Source organism: Crossiella sp. S99.2, from assembly GCF_023094165.1.
In the GTDB taxonomy this organism is placed as follows: domain Bacteria; phylum Actinomycetota; class Actinomycetes; order Mycobacteriales; family Pseudonocardiaceae; genus Crossiella.
The window spans coordinates 133273-156146 of sequence record NZ_JALMDK010000005.1; the positions used below are offsets into that span (position 1 = coordinate 133273).

Annotated in this window: 20 protein-coding genes; 9 read left to right on the top strand and 11 right to left on the bottom strand. The window is 70.8% G+C overall.

Going from position 1 to position 22874, the window contains the following annotated elements:
• Positions 1–69 precede the first annotated feature (69 nt).
• Together eda and edd are read right to left on the bottom strand one after the other, a co-directional pair.
• Positions 70–693, bottom strand: a complete 624-nt coding sequence (gene eda / locus MZC64_RS20390; protein WP_247758772.1) for a bifunctional 4-hydroxy-2-oxoglutarate aldolase/2-dehydro-3-deoxy-phosphogluconate aldolase — start codon at positions 691–693, stop codon at positions 70–72.
• Entirely contained in the window at positions 690–2549 is a 1860-nt protein-coding gene (gene edd, locus MZC64_RS20395; RefSeq protein WP_247758771.1) for a phosphogluconate dehydratase, read from the bottom strand. The genes eda and edd overlap by 4 nt, the downstream gene beginning before the upstream one ends.
• Positions 2550–2810: 261 nt before the next feature.
• On the opposite strand from edd, the gene MZC64_RS20400 reads away from it, so the two are divergent.
• The 5 genes from MZC64_RS20400 (at position 2811) to MZC64_RS20420 (ending at position 7538) form a co-directional block, all read left to right on the top strand.
• Positions 2811–3089: a hypothetical protein gene (locus tag MZC64_RS20400; protein ID WP_185002544.1), complete on the top strand. Its 279-nt coding sequence runs from the start codon at positions 2811–2813 to the stop codon at positions 3087–3089.
• Between the two features lie 82 nt (positions 3090–3171).
• A complete protein-coding gene (locus MZC64_RS20405) occupies positions 3172–3972 on the top strand; it encodes a hypothetical protein (protein WP_247758770.1) in 801 nt (266 codons plus the stop codon).
• Between the two features lie 37 nt (positions 3973–4009).
• On the top strand, positions 4010–5923 hold the full coding sequence (locus MZC64_RS20410) for a fumarate reductase/succinate dehydrogenase flavoprotein subunit (protein ID WP_247758769.1): 1914 nt from the start codon (positions 4010–4012) through the stop codon (positions 5921–5923).
• 1 nt (position 5924) lies between these two features.
• Positions 5925–6671 carry a succinate dehydrogenase/fumarate reductase iron-sulfur subunit gene (locus MZC64_RS20415; protein WP_247758768.1) on the top strand — a complete coding sequence of 249 codons (747 nt, stop codon included), beginning with the start codon at positions 5925–5927 and terminating at the stop codon, positions 6669–6671.
• A gap of 45 nt (positions 6672–6716) precedes the next feature.
• A complete protein-coding gene (locus MZC64_RS20420; RefSeq protein ID WP_247758767.1) occupies positions 6717–7538 on the top strand; it encodes a hypothetical protein in 822 nt (273 codons plus the stop codon).
• On the opposite strand, the gene MZC64_RS20425 is transcribed toward MZC64_RS20420, so the two are convergent.
• The 6 genes from MZC64_RS20425 to MZC64_RS20450 form a co-directional block, all read right to left on the bottom strand.
• Positions 7535–7933 (bottom strand): hypothetical protein, encoded by a 399-nt coding sequence (locus MZC64_RS20425; protein WP_247758766.1) that lies wholly within the window; start codon positions 7931–7933, stop codon positions 7535–7537. The genes MZC64_RS20420 and MZC64_RS20425 overlap by 4 nt on opposite strands.
• Before the next feature lie 76 nt (positions 7934–8009).
• A complete protein-coding gene (locus tag MZC64_RS20430; RefSeq protein ID WP_247758765.1) occupies positions 8010–8858 on the bottom strand; it encodes a transporter substrate-binding domain-containing protein in 849 nt (282 codons plus the stop codon).
• A gap of 68 nt (positions 8859–8926) precedes the next feature.
• The gene (locus tag MZC64_RS20435; RefSeq protein ID WP_247758764.1) at positions 8927–9853 is read right to left on the bottom strand and encodes an amino acid ABC transporter permease; all 927 of its coding nucleotides are present in this window, start codon (positions 9851–9853) and stop codon (positions 8927–8929) included.
• A complete protein-coding gene (locus tag MZC64_RS20440) occupies positions 9850–10536 on the bottom strand; it encodes an amino acid ABC transporter permease (protein ID WP_247758763.1) in 687 nt (228 codons plus the stop codon). The genes MZC64_RS20435 and MZC64_RS20440 overlap by 4 nt, the downstream gene beginning before the upstream one ends.
• Before the next feature lie 97 nt (positions 10537–10633).
• Entirely contained in the window at positions 10634–11446 is an 813-nt protein-coding gene (locus tag MZC64_RS20445) for a glutamate ABC transporter substrate-binding protein (protein ID WP_247758762.1), read from the bottom strand.
• 76 nt (positions 11447–11522) lie between these two features.
• Positions 11523–12251: an amino acid ABC transporter ATP-binding protein gene (locus MZC64_RS20450; protein WP_247758761.1), complete on the bottom strand. Its 729-nt coding sequence runs from the start codon at positions 12249–12251 to the stop codon at positions 11523–11525.
• Between the two features lie 173 nt (positions 12252–12424).
• Here MZC64_RS20450 and MZC64_RS20455 point away from each other — a divergent pair, with 173 nt between their 5' ends.
• On the top strand, positions 12425–13096 hold the full coding sequence (locus MZC64_RS20455) for a response regulator transcription factor (RefSeq protein ID WP_247758905.1): 672 nt from the start codon (positions 12425–12427) through the stop codon (positions 13094–13096).
• Between the two features lie 4 nt (positions 13097–13100).
• Positions 13101–14504, top strand: a complete 1404-nt coding sequence (locus MZC64_RS20460; RefSeq protein WP_247758760.1) for a HAMP domain-containing sensor histidine kinase — start codon at positions 13101–13103, stop codon at positions 14502–14504.
• Positions 14505–14603: 99 nt separating this feature from the next.
• Here the strand turns inward: MZC64_RS20460 and MZC64_RS20465 are convergent, their stop codons facing one another.
• Positions 14604–16340 (bottom strand): hypothetical protein, encoded by a 1737-nt coding sequence (locus MZC64_RS20465; protein WP_247758759.1) that lies wholly within the window; start codon positions 16338–16340, stop codon positions 14604–14606.
• Between the two features lie 139 nt (positions 16341–16479).
• Positions 16480–17418 carry a TAXI family TRAP transporter solute-binding subunit gene (locus tag MZC64_RS20470; RefSeq protein WP_247758758.1) on the bottom strand — a complete coding sequence of 313 codons (939 nt, stop codon included), beginning with the start codon at positions 17416–17418 and terminating at the stop codon, positions 16480–16482.
• 71 nt (positions 17419–17489) lie between these two features.
• Here MZC64_RS20470 and miaB point away from each other — a divergent pair, with 71 nt between their 5' ends.
• The gene (miaB, locus tag MZC64_RS20475; protein WP_247758757.1) at positions 17490–18968 is read left to right on the top strand and encodes a tRNA (N6-isopentenyl adenosine(37)-C2)-methylthiotransferase MiaB; all 1479 of its coding nucleotides are present in this window, start codon (positions 17490–17492) and stop codon (positions 18966–18968) included.
• Entirely contained in the window at positions 18953–19453 is a 501-nt protein-coding gene (locus MZC64_RS20480) for a hypothetical protein (RefSeq protein WP_247758756.1), read from the top strand. Before miaB ends, MZC64_RS20480 begins: the two co-directional genes overlap by 16 nt.
• Here MZC64_RS20480 and MZC64_RS20485 read toward each other — a convergent pair.
• Entirely contained in the window at positions 19450–22863 is a 3414-nt protein-coding gene (locus tag MZC64_RS20485; RefSeq protein ID WP_247758755.1) for an NACHT domain-containing protein, read from the bottom strand. The genes MZC64_RS20480 and MZC64_RS20485 overlap by 4 nt on opposite strands.
• Between the last annotated feature and the right edge of the window lie 11 nt (positions 22864–22874).

The following is a 22874-nucleotide window of genomic DNA, read 5'->3' on the forward strand; positions in this document are numbered from 1 at the left end:
GTCAACCCGTTGTGCCCCAGGCGATCCGGCCCCGGCCCTGGTGCGAATCCAGGGCCGGGACGGGACGGGTCAGGCGAGTGCGGCGGCCTCGGCGGCCAGCTTCTCCACCACGGCCCAGTCCCCGGCGGCCAGCGCGGCCTTGGGGGTCAGCCAGGAGCCGCCGACGCAGGAGACGTTGGGCAGCGCCAGATAGCCGCGGGCGCTGGTGACGGTGATGCCGCCGGTCGGGCAGAACCGCAGGTGCGGCAACGGTCCGGAGAGCGCCTTGAGGAAGGTGGTGCCGCCGGACTGCTCGGCAGGGAAGAACTTCAGCGTCTCGTGCCCGCGTTCGGCCAGCGCCAGCGCCTCGGAGATGGTGGCCGCGCCGGGCAGGAACGGCACCCCCGAGTCCTCCAGCGCGGAGAGCAGGCTGGGCGTGGTGCCCGGGGTGACCAGGAACCGGCTGCCCGCCTTGACCGAGGCGGTCGCCTGCTCGGCGGTGATCACGGTGCCCGCGCCGACCAGGATCTCCGGCACCTCGGCCGCGATCCGCTCGATCGCGGGCAGCCCGGCGGCGGTGCGCAGGGTCACCTCGATGACGCCGATCCCGCCCTTGGCCAGCGCCCGCGCCAGTGGCACGGCGTGCTCGACCTCGTCGATGACGACGACCGGGATGACGGGGGAGACGGCGAGAAGCTCCCGTGCGGTGGTCACTGAACTACCTCCATCGGCAGGCCCGGGTTCGCGGGCAGGGGGAAAACACTGGCGCCCTGGCTGGCCGGGCCGACCGCGGTGCGCAACGCGCCGAACAGCTCCCGGCCCACGCCGACCCACTCCTCGTCGGCGGGCGGGCCGTCCACGATCGCGCGTTCGGCCAGTTCGGCGTCGGGCACCAGCACCTCCAGGATGCCCGCCTCGGCGTCGAGGCGGATCATGTCGCCATCGCGGACCCTGGCCAGCATGCCGCCGACCGCGGCCTCTGGGGTGAGCTGGATGGCGGCTGGGATCTTGCCGGAGGCGCCGGACATCCGCCCGTCGGTGACCAGCGCGACCCGGTGCCCCCGGTCCATCAGCACACCCAGCGCCGGGGTCAGCCCGTGCAGTTCGGGCATGCCGTTGGCGCGCGGGCCCTGGTTGCGGACCACCACCACGACATCGCCGTCCACCTCGCCGGCGGCGAAGGCGGCGCTGACCGCGTGCTGGTCGGTGAACACCCGCGCGGGCGCGTGCACCACCCGGTGTTCGGGGGCCACCGCGGACACCTTGATCACCGAGGTGCCCAGGTTGCCGTGCAGCACCCGCAGCCCGCCGTCCCCGGCGAAGGGCTCGCGCACCGAGGTCAGCACCTCGGGGGCCTGGCTGCGCTTGGGCGCGTCCCGCCAGGTCAGCTCGCCGCCGGCCATGGTCGGCTCCTGGCGGTAGCGGTGCAGGCCGGGACCGGCCACGGTGCGCACGTCGGCGTGCAGCAGTCCCGCGTCCAGCAGCTCGCCGACCAGGTAGGGCACGCCGCCGGCGGCGTGGAAGTGGTTGATGTCCGCGCTGCCGTTGGGGTAGATCCGGGCCAGCAGCGGCACCACCCTGGACAGGTCGCTGAAGTCGTCCCAGGTGAGCTGGATGCCCGCGGCCGCGGCGATGGCGGGCAGGTGCAGGGTGTGGTTGGTGGACCCGCCGGTGGCCAGCAGCGCGACCACGCCGTTGACCACGCTGCGCTCGTCCACCACCTCGCCGATCGGGGTGTACTCGCCGCGTCCGTGCGCCAGTTCCACCACCCGGCGGGCGGCGTGCTCGGTCAGCGCCTGGCGCAGGCCGGTGTCGGGGGGCACGAAGCTGGAGCCGGGCAGGTGCAGGCCCATCACCTCGACCACCAGCTGGTTGGAGTTGGCGGTGCCGTAGAAGGTGCAGGTCCCCGGCGAGTGGTAGGAGGCCTCCTCGGCTTCGAGGAGGTCCGCGCGGGTGGCCTTGCCCTCGGCGAAGAGCTGCCGGACCCTGGCCTTCTCCTTGTTGGGCAGGCCGGAGGCCATCGGACCGGCCGGGATCAGCAGGGTCGGCAGGTGCCCGAAGGCCAGCGCGCCGATCAGCAGACCGGGCACGATCTTGTCGCAGACGCCGAGCAGCAGCGCGCCGTCGAACATCTCGTGGGAGAGCGCGACGCCGGTGGCCATCGCGATGACCTCCCGGCTGAACAGGGACAACTCCATGCCGCCGCGGCCCTGGGTGATGCCGTCGCACATGGCGGGCACGCCGCCGGCGAACTGGGCCACCCCGCCCGCGGTGCGCACCGCGGCTTTGATGATCTCCGGGTAGTCGGCGAAGGGCTTGTGCGCGGAGAGCATGTCGTTGTAGCTGGACACGATCGCGATGCCGGGCGCCCGGTTGGCGCGCAGCAGCGCCCGGTCCGGGCCCGTGATGCCGGCGAATCCGTGCGCCAGGTTGCTGCACCCCAGGCCACCGCGGGCCGGTCCCTCACCTGCTGCGACGGCGAGTCGTCGCAGGTAGGCCGTTCGGGAGCGCTCGCTGCGGGCGGCTATCCGGTCGGTCACATCCGCGATGACGGAATGAAGCTGGCTCATGCCGGGGCTCCTCGTCGGTCCTTGGGCCACCTGGGTGACCCCGCGGAGACGACTTTGGCGCCGCGTAGCTGGCAGTCAGTACGTCTCACACGTTAGGCGTAACTCCCCGGTAACAGCAAAACCGATACAGAAGCGTGAAGCAGCCGAGTTTCGCCCGGATGAGACCACCGGATGAAACCTGGCGTGTGGGCCTTGTCACAAGGTCCAGTCAGCGGGCAGAGTCTGCGGCACCACCACGACGCGTCGAGGGAGGTGTTCGGTATGCCGGACACGGAACTGGCCGCTCTGCAGCGAGCGATCGGCGATCTCCGCCAGAGTCTGACCCAGCTGCGGCTGCGCTATGGCGACACCACCGCGGTACGGCGGATCGCCAACGATGTCGACCGGCTCGACATCGACGCCGCCGAACTGTCCGCCCTGCCGGTCCCGCGCACCGCGGGCCAACGGGAGATGGTCGTCGTCTCCGACACCCCGTACGACCCCGACCTGTGGCGCGGGGCCGATGACGAGGGCGTAGGCGGCTACCGGGCCCAGGCATAGGGCAGGGCCATCCCGTTTCGGTCGAGACGGAGCACCACCCGCTGACTCGCAACGACGCGGACACCAGCGAACAAGGGACACCATGACGGTTTCCGACAACGCCGCCGGTCGGGCGCGCATCGACGCACGCACGTTGCGCACCGACCGGTGGTGGCTTTCTCCCCTGCTGACCTTCGCCGGACTGGCCACGTTCATCGTCTACGGGCTCGTCCGCACGTTCATGAACAGCGCGTACTGGGTGCCCCAGTACCAGTACCTGGCGCCGTTCTACTCGCCGTGCCTCTCCGAAGCCTGCGTTGAGGGCTCCGCGCACTTCGGCCGCTGGTTCCCCGATCTCGGGTTCCTGATCACGCCGCCGCTGTTCGTGCTGCCGTTCGTGCTCGGCTTCCGGCTGACCTGCTACTACTACCGCAAGGCCTACTACCGGGCGTTCTGGTTCTCGCCCCCGGCCTGCGCGGTCGCCGAGCCGCACGCGAAGTACTCCGGCGAGACCCGGTTCCCGCTGATCGTGCAGAACATCCACCGCTACTTCTTCTACGCGGCCATTCCGATCGCGGGCATCCTCACCTGGGACGCGGTGATCGCCTTCACCGGCAAGGACGGTGGCTTCGGCATCGGCCTTGGCAGTCTGATCCTGCTCACCAACGTGGTGCTGATCTGGTGTTACACCATCTCCTGCCACTCCTGCAGGCACATCATCGGCGGGCGGCTCACCCACTTCTCCAAACACCCGGTGCGGTACTGGCTGTGGGGCAAGGTGTCCAAGCTCAACGGCAGGCATATGCAGCTCGCCTGGGCCTCCTTGGCCTCGGTGGGGCTGGCTGACCTGTACGTGTCGCTGGTCGCGAGCGGTGTGCTCACCGACCTGCGCCTCTTCAACTGACCTTCGGGGCATCTGACAGCGAGGAATTAGACACAGCATGAGCGAAGTCGAACGGCACAGCTACGACGTCGTGGTGATCGGTGCCGGCGGCGCTGGCCTGCGCGCGGCGATCGAGGCCAGGGAACACGGCATGCGGGTGGCGATCGTGTGCAAGTCCCTGTTCGGCAAGGCGCACACGGTGATGGCCGAGGGCGGCATCGCCGCGGCCATGGGCAACGTCAACTCCGGGGACAACTGGAAGGTGCACTTCCGGGACACCATGCGCGGCGGCAAGTTCCTGAACAACTGGCGGATGGCTGAGCTGCACGCCCAGGAGGCGCCGCAGCGGGTGTGGGAGCTGGAGACCTACGGCGCGCTGTTCGACCGGACCAAGGACGGCCGGATCAGCCAGCGCAACTTCGGCGGCCACGAGTACCCGCGGCTGGCCCACGTCGGCGACCGCACCGGGCTGGAACTGATCCGCACCCTGCAACAGAAGATCGTGTCCTTGCAGCAGGAGGACTTCGCCGAATCGGGTGATTACGAGGCCAGGCTGAAGGTCTTCGCCGAGTGCACGGTCACCGAACTGCTCAAGGACGGCGACCGGGTCTCCGGCGCGTTCGGCTACTGGCGCGAGTCCGGCCGGTTCGTGCTCTTCGAGACCCCGGCGGTGGTGCTGGCCACCGGCGGCATCGGCAAGTCCTTCAAGGTGACCTCCAACTCCTGGGAGTACACCGGGGACGGGCACGCGCTGGCCATGCGCACGGGCGCGGCGCTGATCAACATGGAGTTCGTGCAGTTCCACCCGACCGGCATGGTCTGGCCGCCGAGTGTGAAGGGCATCCTGGTCACCGAGTCGGTGCGCGGGGACGGCGGCGTGCTGCGCAACTCCGAGGGCAAGCGGTTCATGTTCGACTACGTGCCCGAGGTCTTCAAGGACAAGTACGCCAAGACCGAGGCCGAGGGCGACCGCTGGTACACCGACCCGGACAACAACCTGCGCCCACCGGAGCTGCTGCCCCGCGACGAGGTGGCGCGGGCGATCAACTCCGAGGTCAAGGCGGGCCGGGGATCGCCGCACGGCGGGGTGTTCCTGGACGTCTCCAGCCGGCTGCCCGCCGAGGAGATCATCCGGCGGCTGCCCTCGATGCACCACCAGTTCAAGGAACTGGCCGATGTGGACATCACCGCGGAGCCGATGGAGGTCGGCCCGACCTGTCACTACGTGATGGGCGGGGTGCAGGTGGACCCGGACAGCGGTCAGTCCAGGGTGCCGGGCCTGTTCGCCGCCGGTGAGGTCTCCGGCGGCATGCACGGCTCGAACCGCCTGGGCGGCAACTCGTTGTCCGACCTGCTGGTCTTCGGCAAGCGCGCCGGGGCCGGCGCGGCGTCCTATGTGGAGGGTCTCGGGACGGTGCGGCCGGCAGTGCTCCAGTCCGATGTGGACAGTGCGGCGGAGGCGGCGCTGACGCCGTTCACCGCGGCCGCGGTCGACGGTCCGGTGGAGAACCCGTACACGCTGCACACCGAACTCCAGCAGGTGATGAACGACCTGGTCGGCATCATCCGCAAGGGCGAGGAGATGACCCTGGCGCTGAAGAAGCTCGACGACCTGCGGCAGCGCGCGGCGCACGCCGGGGTCGAGGGCCACCGGCAGTTCAATCCCGGCTGGCACCTGGCGCTGGACCTGGCCAACATGCTGCTGGTCAGCGAATGCGTGGCCAGGGCGGCCCTGGAGCGCACCGAGAGCCGCGGCGGGCACACCAGGGACGACTTCCCGGTGATGGATCCGACCTGGCGGCACACCACCCTGGTGTGCACTGTGGACGGTCCAGGGGTGGCCGTGACCAGGGAGACGCCGTCGTCGATGCGCGAGGATCTGTTGTCGCTCTTCGAGATCGGCGAGCTGCGCAAGTACTACACCGAGGCCGAGCTGACCGGGCATCCGGGCGGCCAGGAAGAGCGGGGCTGAGATGAGCTACCAGGCGCACTTCCGGGTCTGGCGCGGGGACAGCGCGGGCGGCGGTCTCACCGACTTCACCGTGGAGGTCAACGAGGGCGAGGTGGTGCTCGACATCATCCACCGCCTGCAGGCCACCCAGGCCCCCGACCTCGCCGTTCGCTGGAACTGCAAGGCGGGCAAATGCGGTTCCTGCTCCGCGGAGATCAACGGCAAACCGCGGCTGCTGTGCATGACCCGGATGTCCACCTTCACCGAGTCCGAGACGGTCACGGTGACCCCGATGCGCACCTTCCCGGTGGTGCGCGATCTGGTGTGCGACGTGTCGTTCAACTACGTCAAGGCCCGCGAGGTGCCCGCGTTCAAGCCGCCGGAGGGCGTGGCCCCTGGTGACTACCGGATGCAGCAGGTCGACGTGGAGCGCTCGCAGGAGTTCCGCAAGTGCATCGAGTGCTTCCTGTGCCAGAACACCTGTCACGTGGTGCGCGACCACGAGGAGAACAAGGAGTCCTTCTCCGGGCCGCGGTTCCTGATGCGCATCGCCGAACTGGAGATGCACCCGCTGGACGCGGCCGACCGGCACCAGGACGCGCAGAGCAAGCACGGGCTCGGGCTGTGCAACATCACCAAGTGCTGCACCGAGGTCTGCCCCGAGCACATCCAGATCACCGACAACGCGCTGATCCCGCTGAAGGAACGGGTGGCGGACCGGCGCTACGACCCGCTGCTCAAGCTGTTCCGGCGGCGTAAGGACGACTGAGGCGACGTCAGGCCCCCGGTGGCCGGGGTGGGTACGGTGGCGGCGATGTCCTCGACACCGTCTGTCCAACCGCTGCCCTGGCCACCGGAATGGCCGCGGGCGCGCGGCCGCTGGTACCTAGCCCTGGGCTGGCTGACTTTGCTCGCGCTGGTGTCCTTCGGCGGTGCGGCGCTGCTGCGGGGCGGCGAGTTCGATCCGGCGGTCAAGTACTTCGTGCTGTTCGGGCTCGTCTTCGCGGTGGTCGTGGTGCTGGGCTACGACAGCAGGGTCCGGCGGCGCCGGGGCCAGGTGCGCACGGCGCCGGACCTGACCGGGCGGCAGGGGACCGTGTTGCCCTATTCCTGGCTGGGCTTCGCCGGGGCGCTCGTGCTCACCGTGCTGATGGCGCTGATCCTCGGGCTGGCCGCCTACGACCTCGGGCGCAGTCCGGCGGTCGTCGCCCCGGCCGCTGCCGCCGGGGTTTTCGGCGCGGCCGGGCTGTTCTTCCTGGTCTACCCGGCGCAGGTGCTGGCAGGGCGGATCGTGCGCGGACGGCTGGTGCTGACCCCGGACGGGATCGAGCATCGAAGCTGGGGCTTCCGGTCCAGGCTGGGCTGGGACGGGGTGCGGCAGGTGGCCGCGGTCGCCGGGGACGGACCGCGGATCTGGGTGTCCGCCTTCGACAACCGGATCGAGCATCAGCAGCGCGCCTGGCTCGCCGGCAGGCCACCGCGGGAGCCCGGGGTGCTCATCGAGGGGCGGATGCTGGGCGTGGATCCGGTGCTGGCCTACCGGATGCTGGACTTCTACGCCGCCCGGCCGGGGATGCGGGCAGAGCTGGGCACCCCGGCTGCGGTGCGGCGGGCTCGGTCGGGGGATTTCGACTAACGTTTGCGGGCCTGGGTGTGCGGCCCGATGACGGTGATGGTGCCCTTGCCGGACGGCGCCGCCTCGGTGGCGGCCAGTTTGGTCAGTTCGGCCAGGCTGATCCGGACCCCGGTCAGGCTCAGCGCGAGGCTGGCGTGCAGGGCGTCGCGGAGGTGGTCGTCGGTGATGGACTCGATGGCGGTCAGCCCCTCGCGGAAGCAGGCCTGCCGTTGGCGGTCGGCGCGGCGCAGGAAGACCAGGCCGAGCGCGACCGCGCCCAGACCGGCCAGGGCGGTGGCGCCAGCGCCGATCAGGCGGGCCGGGTCGCCGAGGTAGAGCGCCAGGGCGACCGCGATGGTGGCGAAGCCGATGAGCAGGCTGACCTGGCCCAGCGGGGTGTACCGGTCGGGACGCATGTCTCCAGGGTCGCCCCTGGTGAGCCCGTTGTTAACCCGGATCACCGCTGGTGATGAGTTCGAGAGCCGACCGTGACTACTTCACGCTCGGCGGCGCGGGCGCGGGCGAGCCGAAGCTCTCCTGGTACAGCTTCGCCCAGGACCCGTCACTGATCGCCTTGCCCAGGACCTCCACCAGCTTGGCACGCAGCGCGCGGTCGCGGGCCGGGATGCCGACGAAGTAGCCCTCGGCGCCCAGGTTGCGGCCGAGCACGGTGAAGGCGCCGTTCTCCGCGGCCGCGGAGCCGCGCAGCACCAGGTCGTCCCCGGAGAAGGCGGTCACCGCCCCCGAGCGCAGCGCGCTCACGCAGGCGTCGCCGTTGCGCTCCTCGACGATGTTGGCGCTGACCGCGCGTGCCTTCTCCGCCGCACCCGACTCGGCCACTACGCACACCGGCTGGCCCGGGGCGACCGAGCCGGTGCCCTTGCGGGTCAACAGGTCCTGGTGCACCGGCAGGTACGGGCCGACCAGGCCGATCTGCGGCTGTTTGCTGGTCTTGATGCCGCCGAAGGCCAGGTCCACGTCGCCACTCTCCAAAGTGGACAGTCGGGTGGCCGCGGTGGTGCTGCGGAAGCGCACCGAGTCCTTGGGCAGCCCGAACCCGGTGGCGATCAGATCGGCCAGCCGGATGTCGAACCCGCTGTGCTTGCCGCCGTCCTGGTTGTACTTGCTCACGCCCGGCAGGTTGTCCGCCACCCCGACCACCATGCGCCCGCGGGCCTTGATCTTGTCGATGGTGGGGGAGCCGCTGGCCTGCTCGGAGGTGGGTGGGATGGAGACGCTGGTGGCGGTGCCGCCGGGGGTGGTGCTGGGGGCGGGGTCCTCGCCGCCGCAGGCGGTCAGGACGAGGAGACCGGTCAGGGCCACGAGGGCGATCCGCTGCACCGGCCCAGCCTAACGGCGACGGCCCGCCCCCGGGATGGGGACGGGCCGTCGCCGAGCTTCGCGGCTGGCTAACCGCCGGCACCGCCGTCACCGGTGCGCAGGCCAGTGGCCGCCATCGGGTCGGGGCCGGTCGGCTGCTCCAGGTGGTCGGCCTTGACCCCGCGCGGTGGGCGGCTGCGGCGGGACATCCGCTTCTCCAGCAGCAGGGCCACCCAGCTGAGCAGGCTGTTGAGCGCGATGTAGATCAGCGCGATCACGATCATCGTCTGGAGCACGTTGTTGTTGTACTCGTTCGGCAGGATCCGGAACTGGCGCATCAGGTCGGAGAAGCTGAGCACCGCACCGCCGAGCGCGGTGTCCTTCACGATCACCGCGACCTGGCTGACGATCGCGGGCAGCATCAGCGTCACCGCCTGCGGCAGCAGGATCATCCGCATGGTCTGCGTCTTGCGCATGCCCAGCGCCATGGACGCCTCGGTCTGGCCCTTGGGCAGGGACAGGATGCCCGCGCGCACCACCTCGGCCAGCACCGAGGCGTTGTACAGCACCAGGCCGGTGACCACCGCGAACAGCGGCCGGTCCGCCCGGTCCACGTCGGTGAAGGCCGCGTAGAACTCGTTCGCGAAGACCATCAGCAGCAGCACCGGGATGGCGCGGAAGAACTCCACGACCGTGGCGGCCGGCACGCGGATCCACACGTGGTCGGACAGCCGCAGGATGCCGAAGAGCGCGCCGATGGGCAGCGCGATCAGGAGCGCGAGCGCCGCGGCCTTGAGCGTGTTGAGCAGGCCGGGTAGCAGGAACGTGGTCCAGACCGTGCCTTCGGTGAAGAACGGGGTCCACAGCTCCGGCCGCAGCTGGTCCTTGGCGCCGAGCTGGACGAAGATCCAGTAGAGCACCGCGAGCAGCACCACGGCGAAGATGATCGTGTAGACGACGTTGCGGGCCTTGGCCTTCGGGCCGGGCGCGTCGTAGAGAACCGAGGGGGCGCTCATCGCTTCACCGCCACCTTCTTGCTGACCCAGCCGAGCACCAGACCGGTTGGCAGGGTGAGCACCACGAAGCCCAGCGCGAAGATCGCGAAGACCAGGATGATCTTGTCACTTTCCTTCTCGATCATGTCCGACATCAGCAGCGAGGCTTCGGCGACACCGATCGCGCTGGCCACCGTGGTGTTCTTGGTCAGTGCGATCAGCACGCTGGCCAGCGGGGCCACCACGGCGCGGAAGGCCTGCGGCAGCACCACGATGCCCAGTGTCTGGCCGAAACCCAGGCCCAGCGCGCGGGATGCCTCGGCCTGCCCGACCGGCACCGTGTTGATGCCCGCCCGGATCGACTCGCAGACGAAGGTCGAGGTGTAGATGACGAAACCGAGCACCGCGAGCCGGAAGTTGTTGGTGTCCAGGAAGGTCAGGTCGCCGGGCAGCTCACGGGCCAGCTTCAGGCCCAGCACGTTGTACAGCGCCAGCGACATGGCCAGGATGATCAGCGTCAGCGGGGTGTTCCGGATGATGTTCACATAGGCCGTGCCGAACGCCCGCATGATCGGGACCGGACTGACCCGCATGCCCGCGAGCACGGTGCCCCACACCAGGGAGCCGATGGCTGAGTACACGGTGAGCTGCACGGTGCCCCAGAAGGCGCCGAGCACGTCGTACTCGCTCAGGAAGTCCAGCATGGTCTCCTCGACCTATGACTTGAGTAGACGGTGGTAGACGAAGTGCCGGGCACGGTCGTCGCCGCGCCCGGCACCCCGGGCTCAACTAGAGGTCAGCTCACTTCTCGGTCAGGGCCGGCGGCTCGCCGACCTTGAAGATGGAGCCGAGGTTCTTCTCGATGGCCTTCTTCCACTCACCGGAGGAGTAGAACTTCTCCACCGCCTTGGCGATGTCGGCCTTGCGGGCGTCGCCCTTCTTCAGGCCGATGCCGTAGTTCTCGGTGGTGAAGGTCTTGCCGACCAGCTTGTACTTGCCCGGCTGCTTGGCGGCCAGACCGGCCAGGATGGTGGCGTCGGTGGTCAGCACGTCGATGGTGCCGGTGTCCAGACCGGACAGGCACTGGGAGTAGCCGTCGACCTGCTGCAGCGACGCTTCCTTGGCGAACCGGGTGACCACCGTGTCGGCGGAGGTCGAGCCCTTCACCGAGCACAGCTTCTTGCCGTTGACCGACTCGGGGCCGGTGATCGCGGTGTTGTCCGCCTTGACCAGCAGGTCCTGGCCGGTGACCAGGTACGGGCCGACGAAGTCCACCTCGGTCTTGCGCTTCTCGGTGATGGAGTAGGTGGCGGCGATGAAGTCGACGTCACCCTTCTTCAGCAGGCTCTCCCGGTCGGCCGACTTGGCCTCGACCCAGTTGATGTTCTTGGCGTCGACGCCCAGCTCCTTGGCGACGAAGGTCGCCACGTCGACGTCGAAGCCCTCGTAGCCGGTGCCGGTCTTCTGGCCCAGGCCGGGCTGGTCGAACTTGATGCCGACCGTGAGCTTCTTGTCGCCGCCACTGCCGGCGTTCCCGCCGCCACCGCAGGCGCCGAGGAGGGCGACCGCGGCGGCAACGGCCACACCCGCCTGGAGGACTCGGGTAACGCGCATCTGCTGTCCCTTTCGGATCATCTCAACTACGAGGCGGCTGCCTCGCCCGTTCATCTCGCTGGGGCGCCGAAGCGTTTCAGTGAGTGAGGATCTTGCCGAGGAAGTCCTTGGCCCTGGCCGAGCGCGGGCTGGTGAAGAACTCCGTCGGGGTGGAGTCCTCCACGATCTCGCCGTCGGCCATGAAGATGACCCGGTCCGCGGCCTTGCGGGCGAAGCCCATCTCGTGGGTGACCACGAGCATGGTCATGCCGTCCTTGGCCAGCGTGGTCATCACGTCCAGGACCTCCTGGACCATCTCCGGGTCCAGTGCCGAGGTGGGCTCGTCGAAGAGCATCACCTTCGGGCGCATGGCCAGCGCGCGGGCGATGGCCACCCGCTGCTGCTGGCCGCCGGAGAGCTGGGCGGGGTGCTTGTCGGCCTGGTTGGCGATGCCGACCCGCTCCAGCAGTTCCATGGCACGCTGCCGCGCATCGGTCTTGTTCAGCTTGCGCACCTTCATCGGGGCGAGCATCACGTTCTCGAGGATGGTTTTGTGCGCGAACAGGTTGAACTGCTGGAACACCATGCCGACGTCGGCGCGCAGGGCGGCCAGCTGCTTGCCCTCAGCGGGCAGCTGCTTGCCGTCGACCTCGATGATTCCGGAGTTGATCGGCTCAAGCCGGTTGATGGCCCGGCACAGCGTCGACTTGCCGGAGCCGGAGGGCCCGAGCACGACCACGACCTGGCCCTTGGGCACCTCCAGGTCGATGTTCTTCAGCACGTGCAGCGGCCCGAAGAACTTGTCCACGCCCGCCATTCGGATCATCGGCGGAGTGTGGGCGGCCGAGGTCATCAAACCTCCATAGTCGGCAGAACACGGGGTGGTGGACGATGGCGGAAACCTAGGGGTCGGAAACCACACCAGTCCAGGGCACTTGAGTAAGACTTAGGGTCTCAACTCTGTCACGGATGAGCCACGTGAGTCGGGAGGCACCACACGTGCGGGTACTGCTGGTCGAGGACGACGACCGAGTGGCCGAGGCTTTGGAGCCCGCGCTGACCAGGCGCGGCATGGCTGTCACCCGCCTGCCCTCGGGCAAGGGCGTGCTGGAGGCGGTCGGCAATGTCGACGTCGTGCTGCTGGATCTCGGGCTGCCCGACGTGGACGGCTTTGTGCTGTGCCGGGCGATCCGGGCGGCCAGCGATGTCGCGGTGATCGTGGTGTCGGCGCGCGGGGAGGTCGACGACCGGATCCTGGGCCTGCACTCCGGGGCCGATGACTACCTGGTGAAGCCGTACGACATCGGAGAGTTGGTGGCGCGGGTGCACGCGGTGCGCAGGCGCCGCGGCGAGGGCAGCGGCACCCCAGGCGCGGCGCTGACCTTCGGCGATGTCGAGGTCCACATGGGACGGTACGAGGTGACCGTGGCCGGCGTGCCGGTCGCGCTGTCCCGCAAGGAGTTCCAGATGCTGGCCATGCTGGCCCAGGCCCGCGGCGCGGTGTGCACCAGGGAACGGATCATCGCCGAGGTGTGGGGCCGCAGCTGGTCCGGGGCGAACCGGACCCTGGACGTGCACATCGCCACCCTGCGCACCAAGCTGGGCCGCCCGGATCTGGTGGAAACCGTGCGCGGCGTCGGTTACCGTCTGGCCAGTCCGGCGGAGGGCTGAGCGGATGCGGTCCAGGCTGCTGGTCATCGTGCTGTCGCTGGTCATCCTGGTGCTGCTCGGCCTCGGCGTGCCGCTGGCGCTGAACGTGGCCGGGATCGAGCAGCAGCAGCTGTTCCTGGACCGGGTCGGCGACACCAGCCGGTTCGCCAGCCTGGCGCAGAACCCGCTGCTGGCGGACAAACCGGACCTGATCCGGCCCGAGCTGCAGCGGTATCACCAGGTGCACGGCATCTCGGTGCTGGTCACCGACCGGGAGAACCATTTCCTGGTCAGCTCGGACGACTCGATCAAGGTCGGCGACCCGCGGATCGCGGATCGGCTCAAGCTGGCCCTGGCCGGGCGGGTGCCGGAGACCGAGAACGCGCTGATGCCCTGGGACAGCACCCCGCTGGTGCTGGCCGAGCCGGTGCGGGTGGGCGGCGAGGTGCGCGGCGCCGTGGTCACCGTTTCGCCCACCGGCGCCAGCAGGCTGCGGGTGCTGCTGTGGTGGGGCGTGCTGGCCCTGGCCAGCGTGGCGGTGCTGTGCCTGGGTGTGCTGCTCGCACTGCCCATCGTGCGCTGGACGCTGCGCCCGGTCCGCCGCCTGGACGAGGCCACCGGCCGGATGGTGGCCAGCGTGGTCAGCGGCCGCCCGGTGGAACCCGTTGGCGGCGACACCGGCCCACCCGAGCTGCGGCACCTGACCCGCTCCTTCGACCAGATGGCCGCCAGCGTCAGCGATGTGCTGGCCGCCCAGCGCGCCTTCGTCGCCGACGCCTCCCACCAGCTGCGCAACCCGCTGACCGCGCTGCGCCTACGCCTGGGCAACCTGGAAGGCCACGTGCACGAGGACTCCGTCGACCAGCACAACGCGGCGATGGAGGAAACCATCCGGCTCAACCAGATCCTGGACGAGCTGCTGTCCATGGCGCGGGCCGAGGCCAGCTCGGTGGAGCCGGTGCCCGCGGAGGTGGACGCGGCGGTGGCCGAACGGGTGGACGCCTGGCGGGTGGTCGCGGCGGCTCGCGGCATCGCACTGTCCACGCGGACGGAGCCGGAGCTGTTCGCGCTGGCGCCGCCGCGGGGGGTGGAGACGGTGCTGGACGCGTTGCTGGACAACGCGCTGAAGTTCAGCCCGGACCGGTCCTCGGTGGTGGTGAGCGCGGAGCAGTCCGGCGAGCTGGTGGTGCTGATCGTGCGCGACCACGGCCCCGGCCTGACGGCGGAGGAGCTGGACCGCGCCACCGACCGGTTCTGGCGCTCACCCAGCCACCAGAACATCACCGGCTCCGGGCTGGGACTGGCGATCGTGCGGCGAGTGGTGGAGCGGGCAGGCGGCTCGGTCCGCCTGGACCTGCCAGAAGGCGGCGGCCTGGCCGTAGTCGTCGAACTTCCAGCCCTCGACCTCGGCCCCGACGAACACGCCTGACCCTCCCCGAAGTGTTGGCCGTTCTCGTACGCCCGATTGGCCAAACTCGTACGCCAAGTTGGCCAAACTCGTACGCCGGGTTGGTCGTTGTGGGCGGGGTCAGTCCGCGATCACCGCTGGGTTGAGGCCGGGGGCGATGCGGTTGCCCGCCACCCGGTAGCCGCTGCTGCCGTGGAAGCGGAACAGCGGCGTGGCGTACGGCGGCGCGGCCGGGTCGAGACGGCGCACCGAGTTGCCGGTGAAGCGCAGCCCGCCGGTGCTCTTCGCGTCCAGCACGCTGACGTCGCCGATGGTGAACTCGTTGTGTGTCACCGTGATCCCGCGGTGCACCGGGCTGGCCGGGTCGAGGATCCGGTTGGTCGGTTCGATGAAGATCGCGGGGTTGGCGGGGAGGGTGAAGGTGTTGTCGCGGATGGTCACGTCGGTGACCGGGCCGGATTCGTACCACTGGTGGGCGTCGGCGGAGATGTACACGCTGGCCATGGTCATGCCGTCGAAGTGGTTGCCCGCGATGAGCACCGGGCGGGGCGTGGTGACCAGGACGCCGCGGGTGGGCACGTTGCGGAAGACGTTGCCGGTGATGGTGACCGCGGGGGTGTAGGTGGTGTTCTCCAGCACCGTCTCGGCGGGGACGACCCCTGCCGGGACCGGGCGGTCCAGGGTGACGGTCATGGTGGTCAGCGGTTTGTCGTGGTCCCGGCCGGTGGGGCCGTCCACGGCGCGCACCTTGGCCGGGCCGCCGGGCAGCGGGCGCATGGTGCGCTTGTCGGTGAACTGGACCTCGTCGCCGGGGTGGAACTGGGGGAAGCCGGCGGTCTCGTTGTGCTTGTAGTCCACGCGCACGGTGTCCGGGGCGGGCTGGGCGGTGACTTCCAGGTAGGTGCCGTGCACGTTGATCGGGTCGTCGTGCGGGCCGTCGAAGACGTTGCCGGTGATGGTCACTTTGCCGCGGACGCCGGACATCTGGATGTGGTCGGCGAAGGAGGAGGTGGTCCGGCCGGACGCGGGGTCGGGGGCGAAGTTCACCGCCTCGATGGTGATGTTCTCGCTGAACTGGCCGACGATGCCGAAGGACTGCAGGTAGTGCGCGTTCACCCGGCGCACGGTGACGTCGCGGGACTCCCAGATCAGCGCGCCCGGTTCGGTGCGGTCGGTCAGGCGCATCTGGTAGACGAGGCCGGCGTCGGTGGGGCGGTCCGTGCCGGTGTAGTCGACGCGGATGCGCTGGCCGCCCAGGTCGGTCAGCTTGGCCACGTCGCGGAACACCGGGTTGCTCAGGCGGAAGGTGCGGCGGGCGGCCGGATCGTGGGCCTGGGTGTACTGGAGTTTGTCCTGGCCGGACCAGTACGGCTGACCGGTCACCGGGCTGGTTTCGCCGAGCCAGGTCAGGTGGGTGCCCTCGACCCGGTACGGGCTGCCGGGCGGGACAGTCAGCACTCGGTAGCCGGGGCCGGTCTCGGTCACGGTGGCTTCGACGACCTTGGGCGCGGCGTAGTCGAAGGCGAAGCCGGTGAAGGTGACCCGGCTGGAGCGGATCGCGGCGAAGGCGGTCTGCTGGCCGTGGAAGACCAGCTTCGCGCCGCCGCCGTCCACCGTGACGTCCCGCATGTCCTCCACGAGCAGGCCGATCCGCTTGTCCCGGTAGCGCTGGTCGGCGCCGACGGTGTTGGACACGTACAGCTCGCGTTGCTCGGCCTGCTCCGGGTAGAGCTGGAAGGTGCCGCGGCCGAACACGATCCGGGTCGGGCGGCCTAGGCCCTTGGCGTGCCGGAAGGCCGCGCGGACCGCGGCCGCGGAGTCGGTCCGGCCGGTCGGGTCGGCCCCGAAATCGGTCACCCGGACCACCGCGGTGGGGGCCGCGGCCGCGAGTGGCGGGGTTAGACCTCCGATGAGTGCCAGTGCCGCTGTGGCAACCGCCAGTCGGTGCATGGGGCTCCTCCGCGAGGTCTGGGCCAGACGTCGGAGCGATCCTGCCCTAGGTCTTGGTCTGCCGGTAGTAGCGCAGGGCCCCTTCATGCAGGTCGATCGGGGCAGTCTCGATCGCCGAACGGGAGTCCAGGGACAGGGCTACCGCGTTCGCCCGGATCAGGTCCTCCCTGGCCTCGAACAGGCCCTCGGTCAGCGCGGCCACGGTGTCGGCGGGCAGCGCCTCGGTGGCCATCAGGAAGTTGCGCACCACCAGCGTGGTCACCGGCTTGTTGTCCATGCCGTAGCTGGAGGCGGGCACGCTGGCCTGGCCGTATACCGAGGAATATTTGTCCAGCAGGCCGGTCAGCACATCACTCAGGTCGATCATCCGCAGCTTCTGCCGCTTGGCCAGCTCGAACACCGCGCGGGTGGGCAGGCCACCGGACCAGAAGAACCCGTCCAGCTCCTTGCGCTCCAGCGCCACGATCGAGTCCGACAGGTCGGTCGGCGACTGACGCAGGTCCGCGGCGGAGAGTTTCGCCTGCTCCAGCAGCCGGTCGGCGATCAACCGGGTGCCCGACTCGGCCGAGCCGGTGCCGATCCGCAGCCCGCGCAGCTCGGACAGCTTGGTGGCCGGGACCTCGGCGCGCACGATCACGTGGAAGAAGTCGTCGTGCATCCGGGCCAGCGCGCGCAGCCGCCGGTTCGGGCGCTGCTGACCGAAGGCGCGCACCGCGGCGTCCGCGGCGGCGAAGGCCAGATCGGCCTCCCCGGACTCCAGCTTGCCCAGCGCGTCCACCGAACCCGCGGTGGTCTGCACGGTCGGCCGCGGCATACCCAGGTCCCGCTCCCAGGCCCCGGCCAGCGCGTTGCCCAGCTGGTAGTAGACCCCGGCGGGGCCACCGGTGGCGATGGTCAGCCGCACGCCCTCCAGCGCGCCGCCGCAGCCGGGGGTGGCGAGCACGGCGGCCAGGACGAGCAGCAGACTCAGGAGTCGGCGGGGCACCGGTTCATCCTGCCAGGCGGCGCGCTCTACCCTGGACAATCGGAACCGGGAAACCGGGAAAGGACGAGCGGGTGACACGCAGCTACCAGATCCGTACCTACGGTTGTCAGATGAACGTGCACGACTCCGAACGGCTCGCGGGCCTGCTGGAGGACGCGGGATACGTGCGCGCCGCCGATGACAACGCCGACATCGTCGTCTTCAACACCTGCGCGGTGCGGGAGAACGCGGACAACCGGCTGTACGGCAACCTGGGACGCCTGCGCCCGGCCAAGGACGCCAACCCCGGCATGCAGATCGCGGTCGGCGGCTGCCTCGCGCAGAAGGACCGCGGCGAGATCGTCAAGCGCGCGCCCTGGGTGGACGTCGTCTTCGGCACGCACAACATCGGCTCGCTGCCGGTGCTGCTGGAACGCGCCCGGCACAACGCCGAGGCCCAGGTGGAGATCCTGGAGTCGCTGGAAACCTTCCCGTCCGCCCTGCCCGCCCGGCGCGACTCCGCGCACTCGGCCTGGGTGTCGATCTCGGTGGGCTGCAACAACACCTGCACCTTCTGCATCGTGCCCTCGCTGCGTGGCAAGGAGAAGGACCGCCGACCCGGCGAGATCCTGGCCGAGGTGGAGGCCCTGGTCGCCGAGGGCGTGCTGGAGGTGACCCTGCTCGGCCAGAACGTCAACTCCTACGGCGTGGAGTTCGGCCAGCGCACCGCCTTCTCCGAGCTGCTGCGCGCCTGCGGCAAGATCGAGGGCCTGGAACGGGTCCGGTTCACCTCCCCGCACCCCAAGGACTTCACCGACGACGTCATCGCCGCCATGGCCGAGACGCCCAACGTGTGCCCGCAGCTGCACATGCCGCTGCAGTCCGGTTCGGACCAGGTGCTCAAGGCGATGCGCCGCTCCTACCGCGCCGACCGCTATCTGTCCATTGTGGACAAGGTGCGCACCGCGCTGCCGCACGCCGCGATCACCACCGACATCATCGTCGGATTCCCCGGCGAGACCGAGCAGGACTTCCAGGGCACCCTGGACGTGGTGGCCGCCTCCCGGTTCAGCTCCGCCTACACCTTCCAGTACTCCAAGCGCCCCGGCACGCCCGCGGCGACCATGGACGAGCAGCTGCCCAAGCAGGTCGTGCAGGAGCGCTACGAGCGGCTCATCGCCTTGCAGGAGCAGATTTCCTGGGATCTCAACCGGGAGCAGGAAGGCCGTGTGGTCGAGATCGTGGTCTCCGAGGGCGAGGGCCGCAAGGACACCGCCACCCGGCGCCTGTCCGGCCGGGCCCGGGACGGCCGCCTGGTGCACTTCAACCCGGCGGGCGTGGTGGATCAGGAGATCCGCCCCGGCGACGTGGTCACCACCGAGGTCACCTACGGCGCCCCGCACAACCTGATCGCCGACGGCGAACTGCTCTCCCACCGGCGCACCAGGGCCGGTGACAACTGGGCGGCCGGCCGCAAGCCCAAGACCTCCGGCGTGACCCTGGGGCTGCCCTCCTTCGGCGCCCCGGCCACGCCCGAACCAGCGGCGGTGGGTGGATGCGGCAGCCGATGAACGCCGACGCGCAAGACGGACGGGATGAGATGGCCGAGTTCGCCGAAGAGCTGAAGCAGGTCGAGCGCCGCGTGGTCCGCCGGGTGGAACCGCACCCGCGCAGCGCCATGGTGATCGCGGGCGCGGTCTTCGTGCTGCTGCTGTCCGCGCTGCTGCCCTGGGTCGGCGACGCGGCGGGCTGGCAGGTGCTGCTCGGCCAGACCGATCCGGCGCTCAAGGTCGGCGTGCTGCCCCGGCTCTTCGGCGGTTTCGCGTTGTTCTTCGGCGTGCTGCTCACCGCGCTCACGCTGAGCCTGCGGCTGTGGGCGCTGGCCTGGGTGGCCACCCTGGGCTGCTGGCTCTCGGTGATGCTGGGCCTGCTGTCGGTGTGGACCCGGCAGACGGTGTTCCAGGCCCCCGGCCCCGGGCCGGGCCTGTACGTGGCGGCGCTCGCGCTGGCGGTGCTCGGCATCCAGTGGTTCCGCCAGTCCTGGTCCCGCCCCTAGCCGCTGCGCCGGGCGAGTAGCTCCCGCGCCTGCTCGATCCGCGCCGGCTCGGCCAGGCTCTCGTACTGGGCGATGGCATCGGTCAGCCAGACCCGGGCGTCGCTGTCCCGCTCGGCCCAGTCACCCTGCTGCACCAGCATGTCCGCGGCCCGCAGGTCCGCGCCGAGCCTGCCGAACTCCGTCCGCGCCTCGCGCAGCCGGTCCCGGCCCGCGCTGGTGGCCCAGGCCCCGTCCTTGCCCGTCGCGCTGAGCTGCCTGCCCAGCTGGAGCAGGGTCTCCGCCCACGCGGCCAGCGCGTCGGCCGCCGCAGGGTGCCCGTGCGCCAGGTACAGCTCGCGCGCGCACCGGACCGAGGCCGCCGCCTCGGTGAACTCGGCCAGCTCGACGAGCACCGCGCCCCGCAGGTGCAGCACGGTCGCCCGCAGCAGCTCATCGCCGGACTGGTAGGAGTCGCTGACGGCCGCGTCCAGCACCAGCTTCGCCTTGCGCTGCTGACCGGCCTGGTAGAGCGTCCAGGCGGCCTGGTACCCGGTGCCGGCGGCGGTGCTGAACCCACCCCGCTCGCGCAGGATGGCCAGTCCCTGCCGCAGCAGCGCCACCGCTTCGGCGTGCTCCCGGCGCGCCAGCAGGCAGCGGCTGAGCCCGAGCAGCGCCTCGGCCTCGACCACCGCCGTGTGCGCCCGCACGGCCGTCTCGGCGGAGCGCTGGAACAGCGTGCTGGCCGTGTCCAGGTCGTGCGGCAGGTGCCACCGGCCCTGGCGGCCCAGGGTGGCGGCCTGGCAGTCCAGGCAATCCGGCCACGCGACGTGGTGCTGGAACAGCCCGCTCAGTCCGTGCCGCGCCAGCAGATCGTCGCATTCCCGCTGGAGCCCCCATTCGCACAGCGGGGACAGCGTGATCCGGCACAGGTCGAGCAGGTGTTCGCCGCCGTCACGCAGGCAGGCCAGCAGGTTGTGCCGCTCGGCGCGCAGCAGCCGCCAGCCGTCCGGGGCCAGCGGCAGCACCCGCGCCCGCGGGGAGTGCGGGCAGGGCGGATCGGCCAGGTGCGGGGTGAGCAGATCCAGGTAGGCGCGCTGGAGGTCGGTGCGCACCCGGGCGGGCAGGCCCGGTGGGTCCACGGTCGCGGACACTTCGGCGATGGCGGTGCGCCCGGCCCGCCAGCGGTACCGGTCGCCGTCCCGGCCCAGCAGTTCCAGCCGGACACCGCGGTCCAGCCGGGCCTGGGCCTCGGCCTCGGTCAGCTCGTCCAGCCGGGCCGCGATGGCGGCGGTGAAATCGGGGCCGGGATGCAGGGCCAGGCGCCGGAGCAGGCGCTGGTGCGGTTCGTCCAGGGACCGGTAGGCGGTCAGGGCGGCGCGGCGCAGCAGCCAGTCGCGCAGGGTGGCGTGCCGGAACCGGTAGATCGCGCCCTCCTGGCGCAGCACGTCCGCGGCGGTCATGGCGTCCAGGAACGGGATCAGCCGCACCGGCAGCCGTCTGGTCAGGGCCAGGGGGATCCGGGCGGCGGCGAACCAGGGCCATTCCGCCCGGGTGCACACCGCCGCCGCGGCCACCAGCACCGCGACCACGCTCGCCAGTCCCGCGTGCTCGCCGACCCTGGCCAGCAGCGGAAAACTCAGCCGGTTGGTCTCGATCTGGGCGGCGGCGAGCTGGACCAGCAGCACCAGCCCGGCCGCCCCGCCCAGCAGGTACAGCAGCGACCAGCGCCGGTCGGTGGCCAGGCTGTGCCGCGGGTTGACCGCCTTGCCCGGATCGGCGTCCAGGTGCGGGGCCAGCTCGCCGGGCCAGTGGCCGAGGGCCTGGAACCGCACCCAGTCGGAGTCGTCCTCCGTCACCAGCGCCAGCAGCCCGCCCAGGAACAGCCCGATCCCCACGCTGAGCACGATGAGCAGCAGGTAGGGGTCGACCAGCAGCAGGTTGGGCAGTAGGTCGCCGCCGCCGAGGGCCTGCCGGATGAGTTCCGGGAAGACCAGCGAGGTCAGCCAGATCAGCCAGCCGAAGGCCCAGATGAACAGCGCGCCGGCCACCAGGCCGCGGGCGAACCGGCGCCACCGGCCGGACCGGGTCGCCCGCCAGCGATCCCGCAGCCAGGACCTGATCTCGGCCAGGGAGATCGTCCGCTGCGGCGCGCCGGGTGGCCGGAAGGACTCCGGTTCCAGCCAGCCGGGCGGCCGCCGTCTGCCGAGCACCGCCCGGCGCAGCTCCCACCAGCGGAACTCCTGGGTGTCCTGACGTTCCAGATGCCGGGCCAGGAAGGTCAGCCAGGTCAGCACCGAGGGTTCCCGGTAGTCGCGGTCCGCGGGCAGGTTTCGCTTGCGGCGCAACGTGGTCGGCAGCCAGGACCCCAGGATGTGGTCCTCGATGGCGGCCGCGCCGGGCAGTGCGGCGAGTTCGGCTGGATCGCGGTCGGGGTCGTGCCGGTGGTAGACCTCGGCGGCCAGCGCGACCAGCAGCGGCCGGGCCAGCATCCGGGCCAGCGTCGAGTCAGGATCCTTGCGGCACAACGAGAACAGCCGTTCCCAGCTGGCCAGCTGCCGGGCGGATGCCTCCCGGCCGAGGATGCGCGCGCTGTCCGGGACCTCGATCGGGCGCAGCGTGAACACGGTGTCCACCGGCAGCCGGGGCGCGGCGGTGCGGCAGGTCAGGATCAGCGGCGAGCCCTCGGGCAGTGCGTCCCGCAGCGCCGCGCCCAGCGCGGTCCGCGGGCCCTCCGGCAGCTCGTCCAGGCCGTCCACCACCGGGAAGATCCGCTTGTGCACGACCAGGTGCCGGGCCAGGGTGATTCCGGCGGTGGTCTTGCGGGACAGCGCGCGGTGCTCGGTGCGCAACTGGCGCTCCAGCCAGCGTGGCACCGGTTCGCCCTCGGTCCAGGAGGAGGCGGAGATCAGCACCGGCACCGGCTCGCGCGCCGCGCGTCCCGGCAGCCAGGCGTAGGCCAGCCAGCGGGCCAGCGAGGACTTCCCGGCGCCCGCCGGTCCCACGATCAGCACCCTGGCCCGCTGCTCGCGTAGCCGGGCCGCGGTCTCCTCGATCTGCGCGCGGGTGGTGCGGCGCAGCCGGAACTGTGGATCAGGTTCGACCGGATGGTAGGAGCTGATCGCCCACGGCACCTCGATCAGTCGCCCGGATTGCAGGCCGCGGTGGTTCAACGCCTTGTCCCACAACGCTTCCGAGGTCTGGGCCAGTGCGGTCACCGCGTCCTCGACCTCGGCAGGGCCGACCGGTTCCCGCCCGGCCCAGGTGACGTAACCGGCCACCGCGGCGCTGACCGTGATCAGCACGCCGACGCCCAGCCAGGCCCACGGGTTGTCCCGCAACGCGGTCGCCTGGCCGATGAGCACGGTCAGCGTGGTCCCGGCCCCGGCGGCCAGCACGGCCGCGACCACCCGGTGCCAACCCCGCCCAGCCACCCGACCTCCCG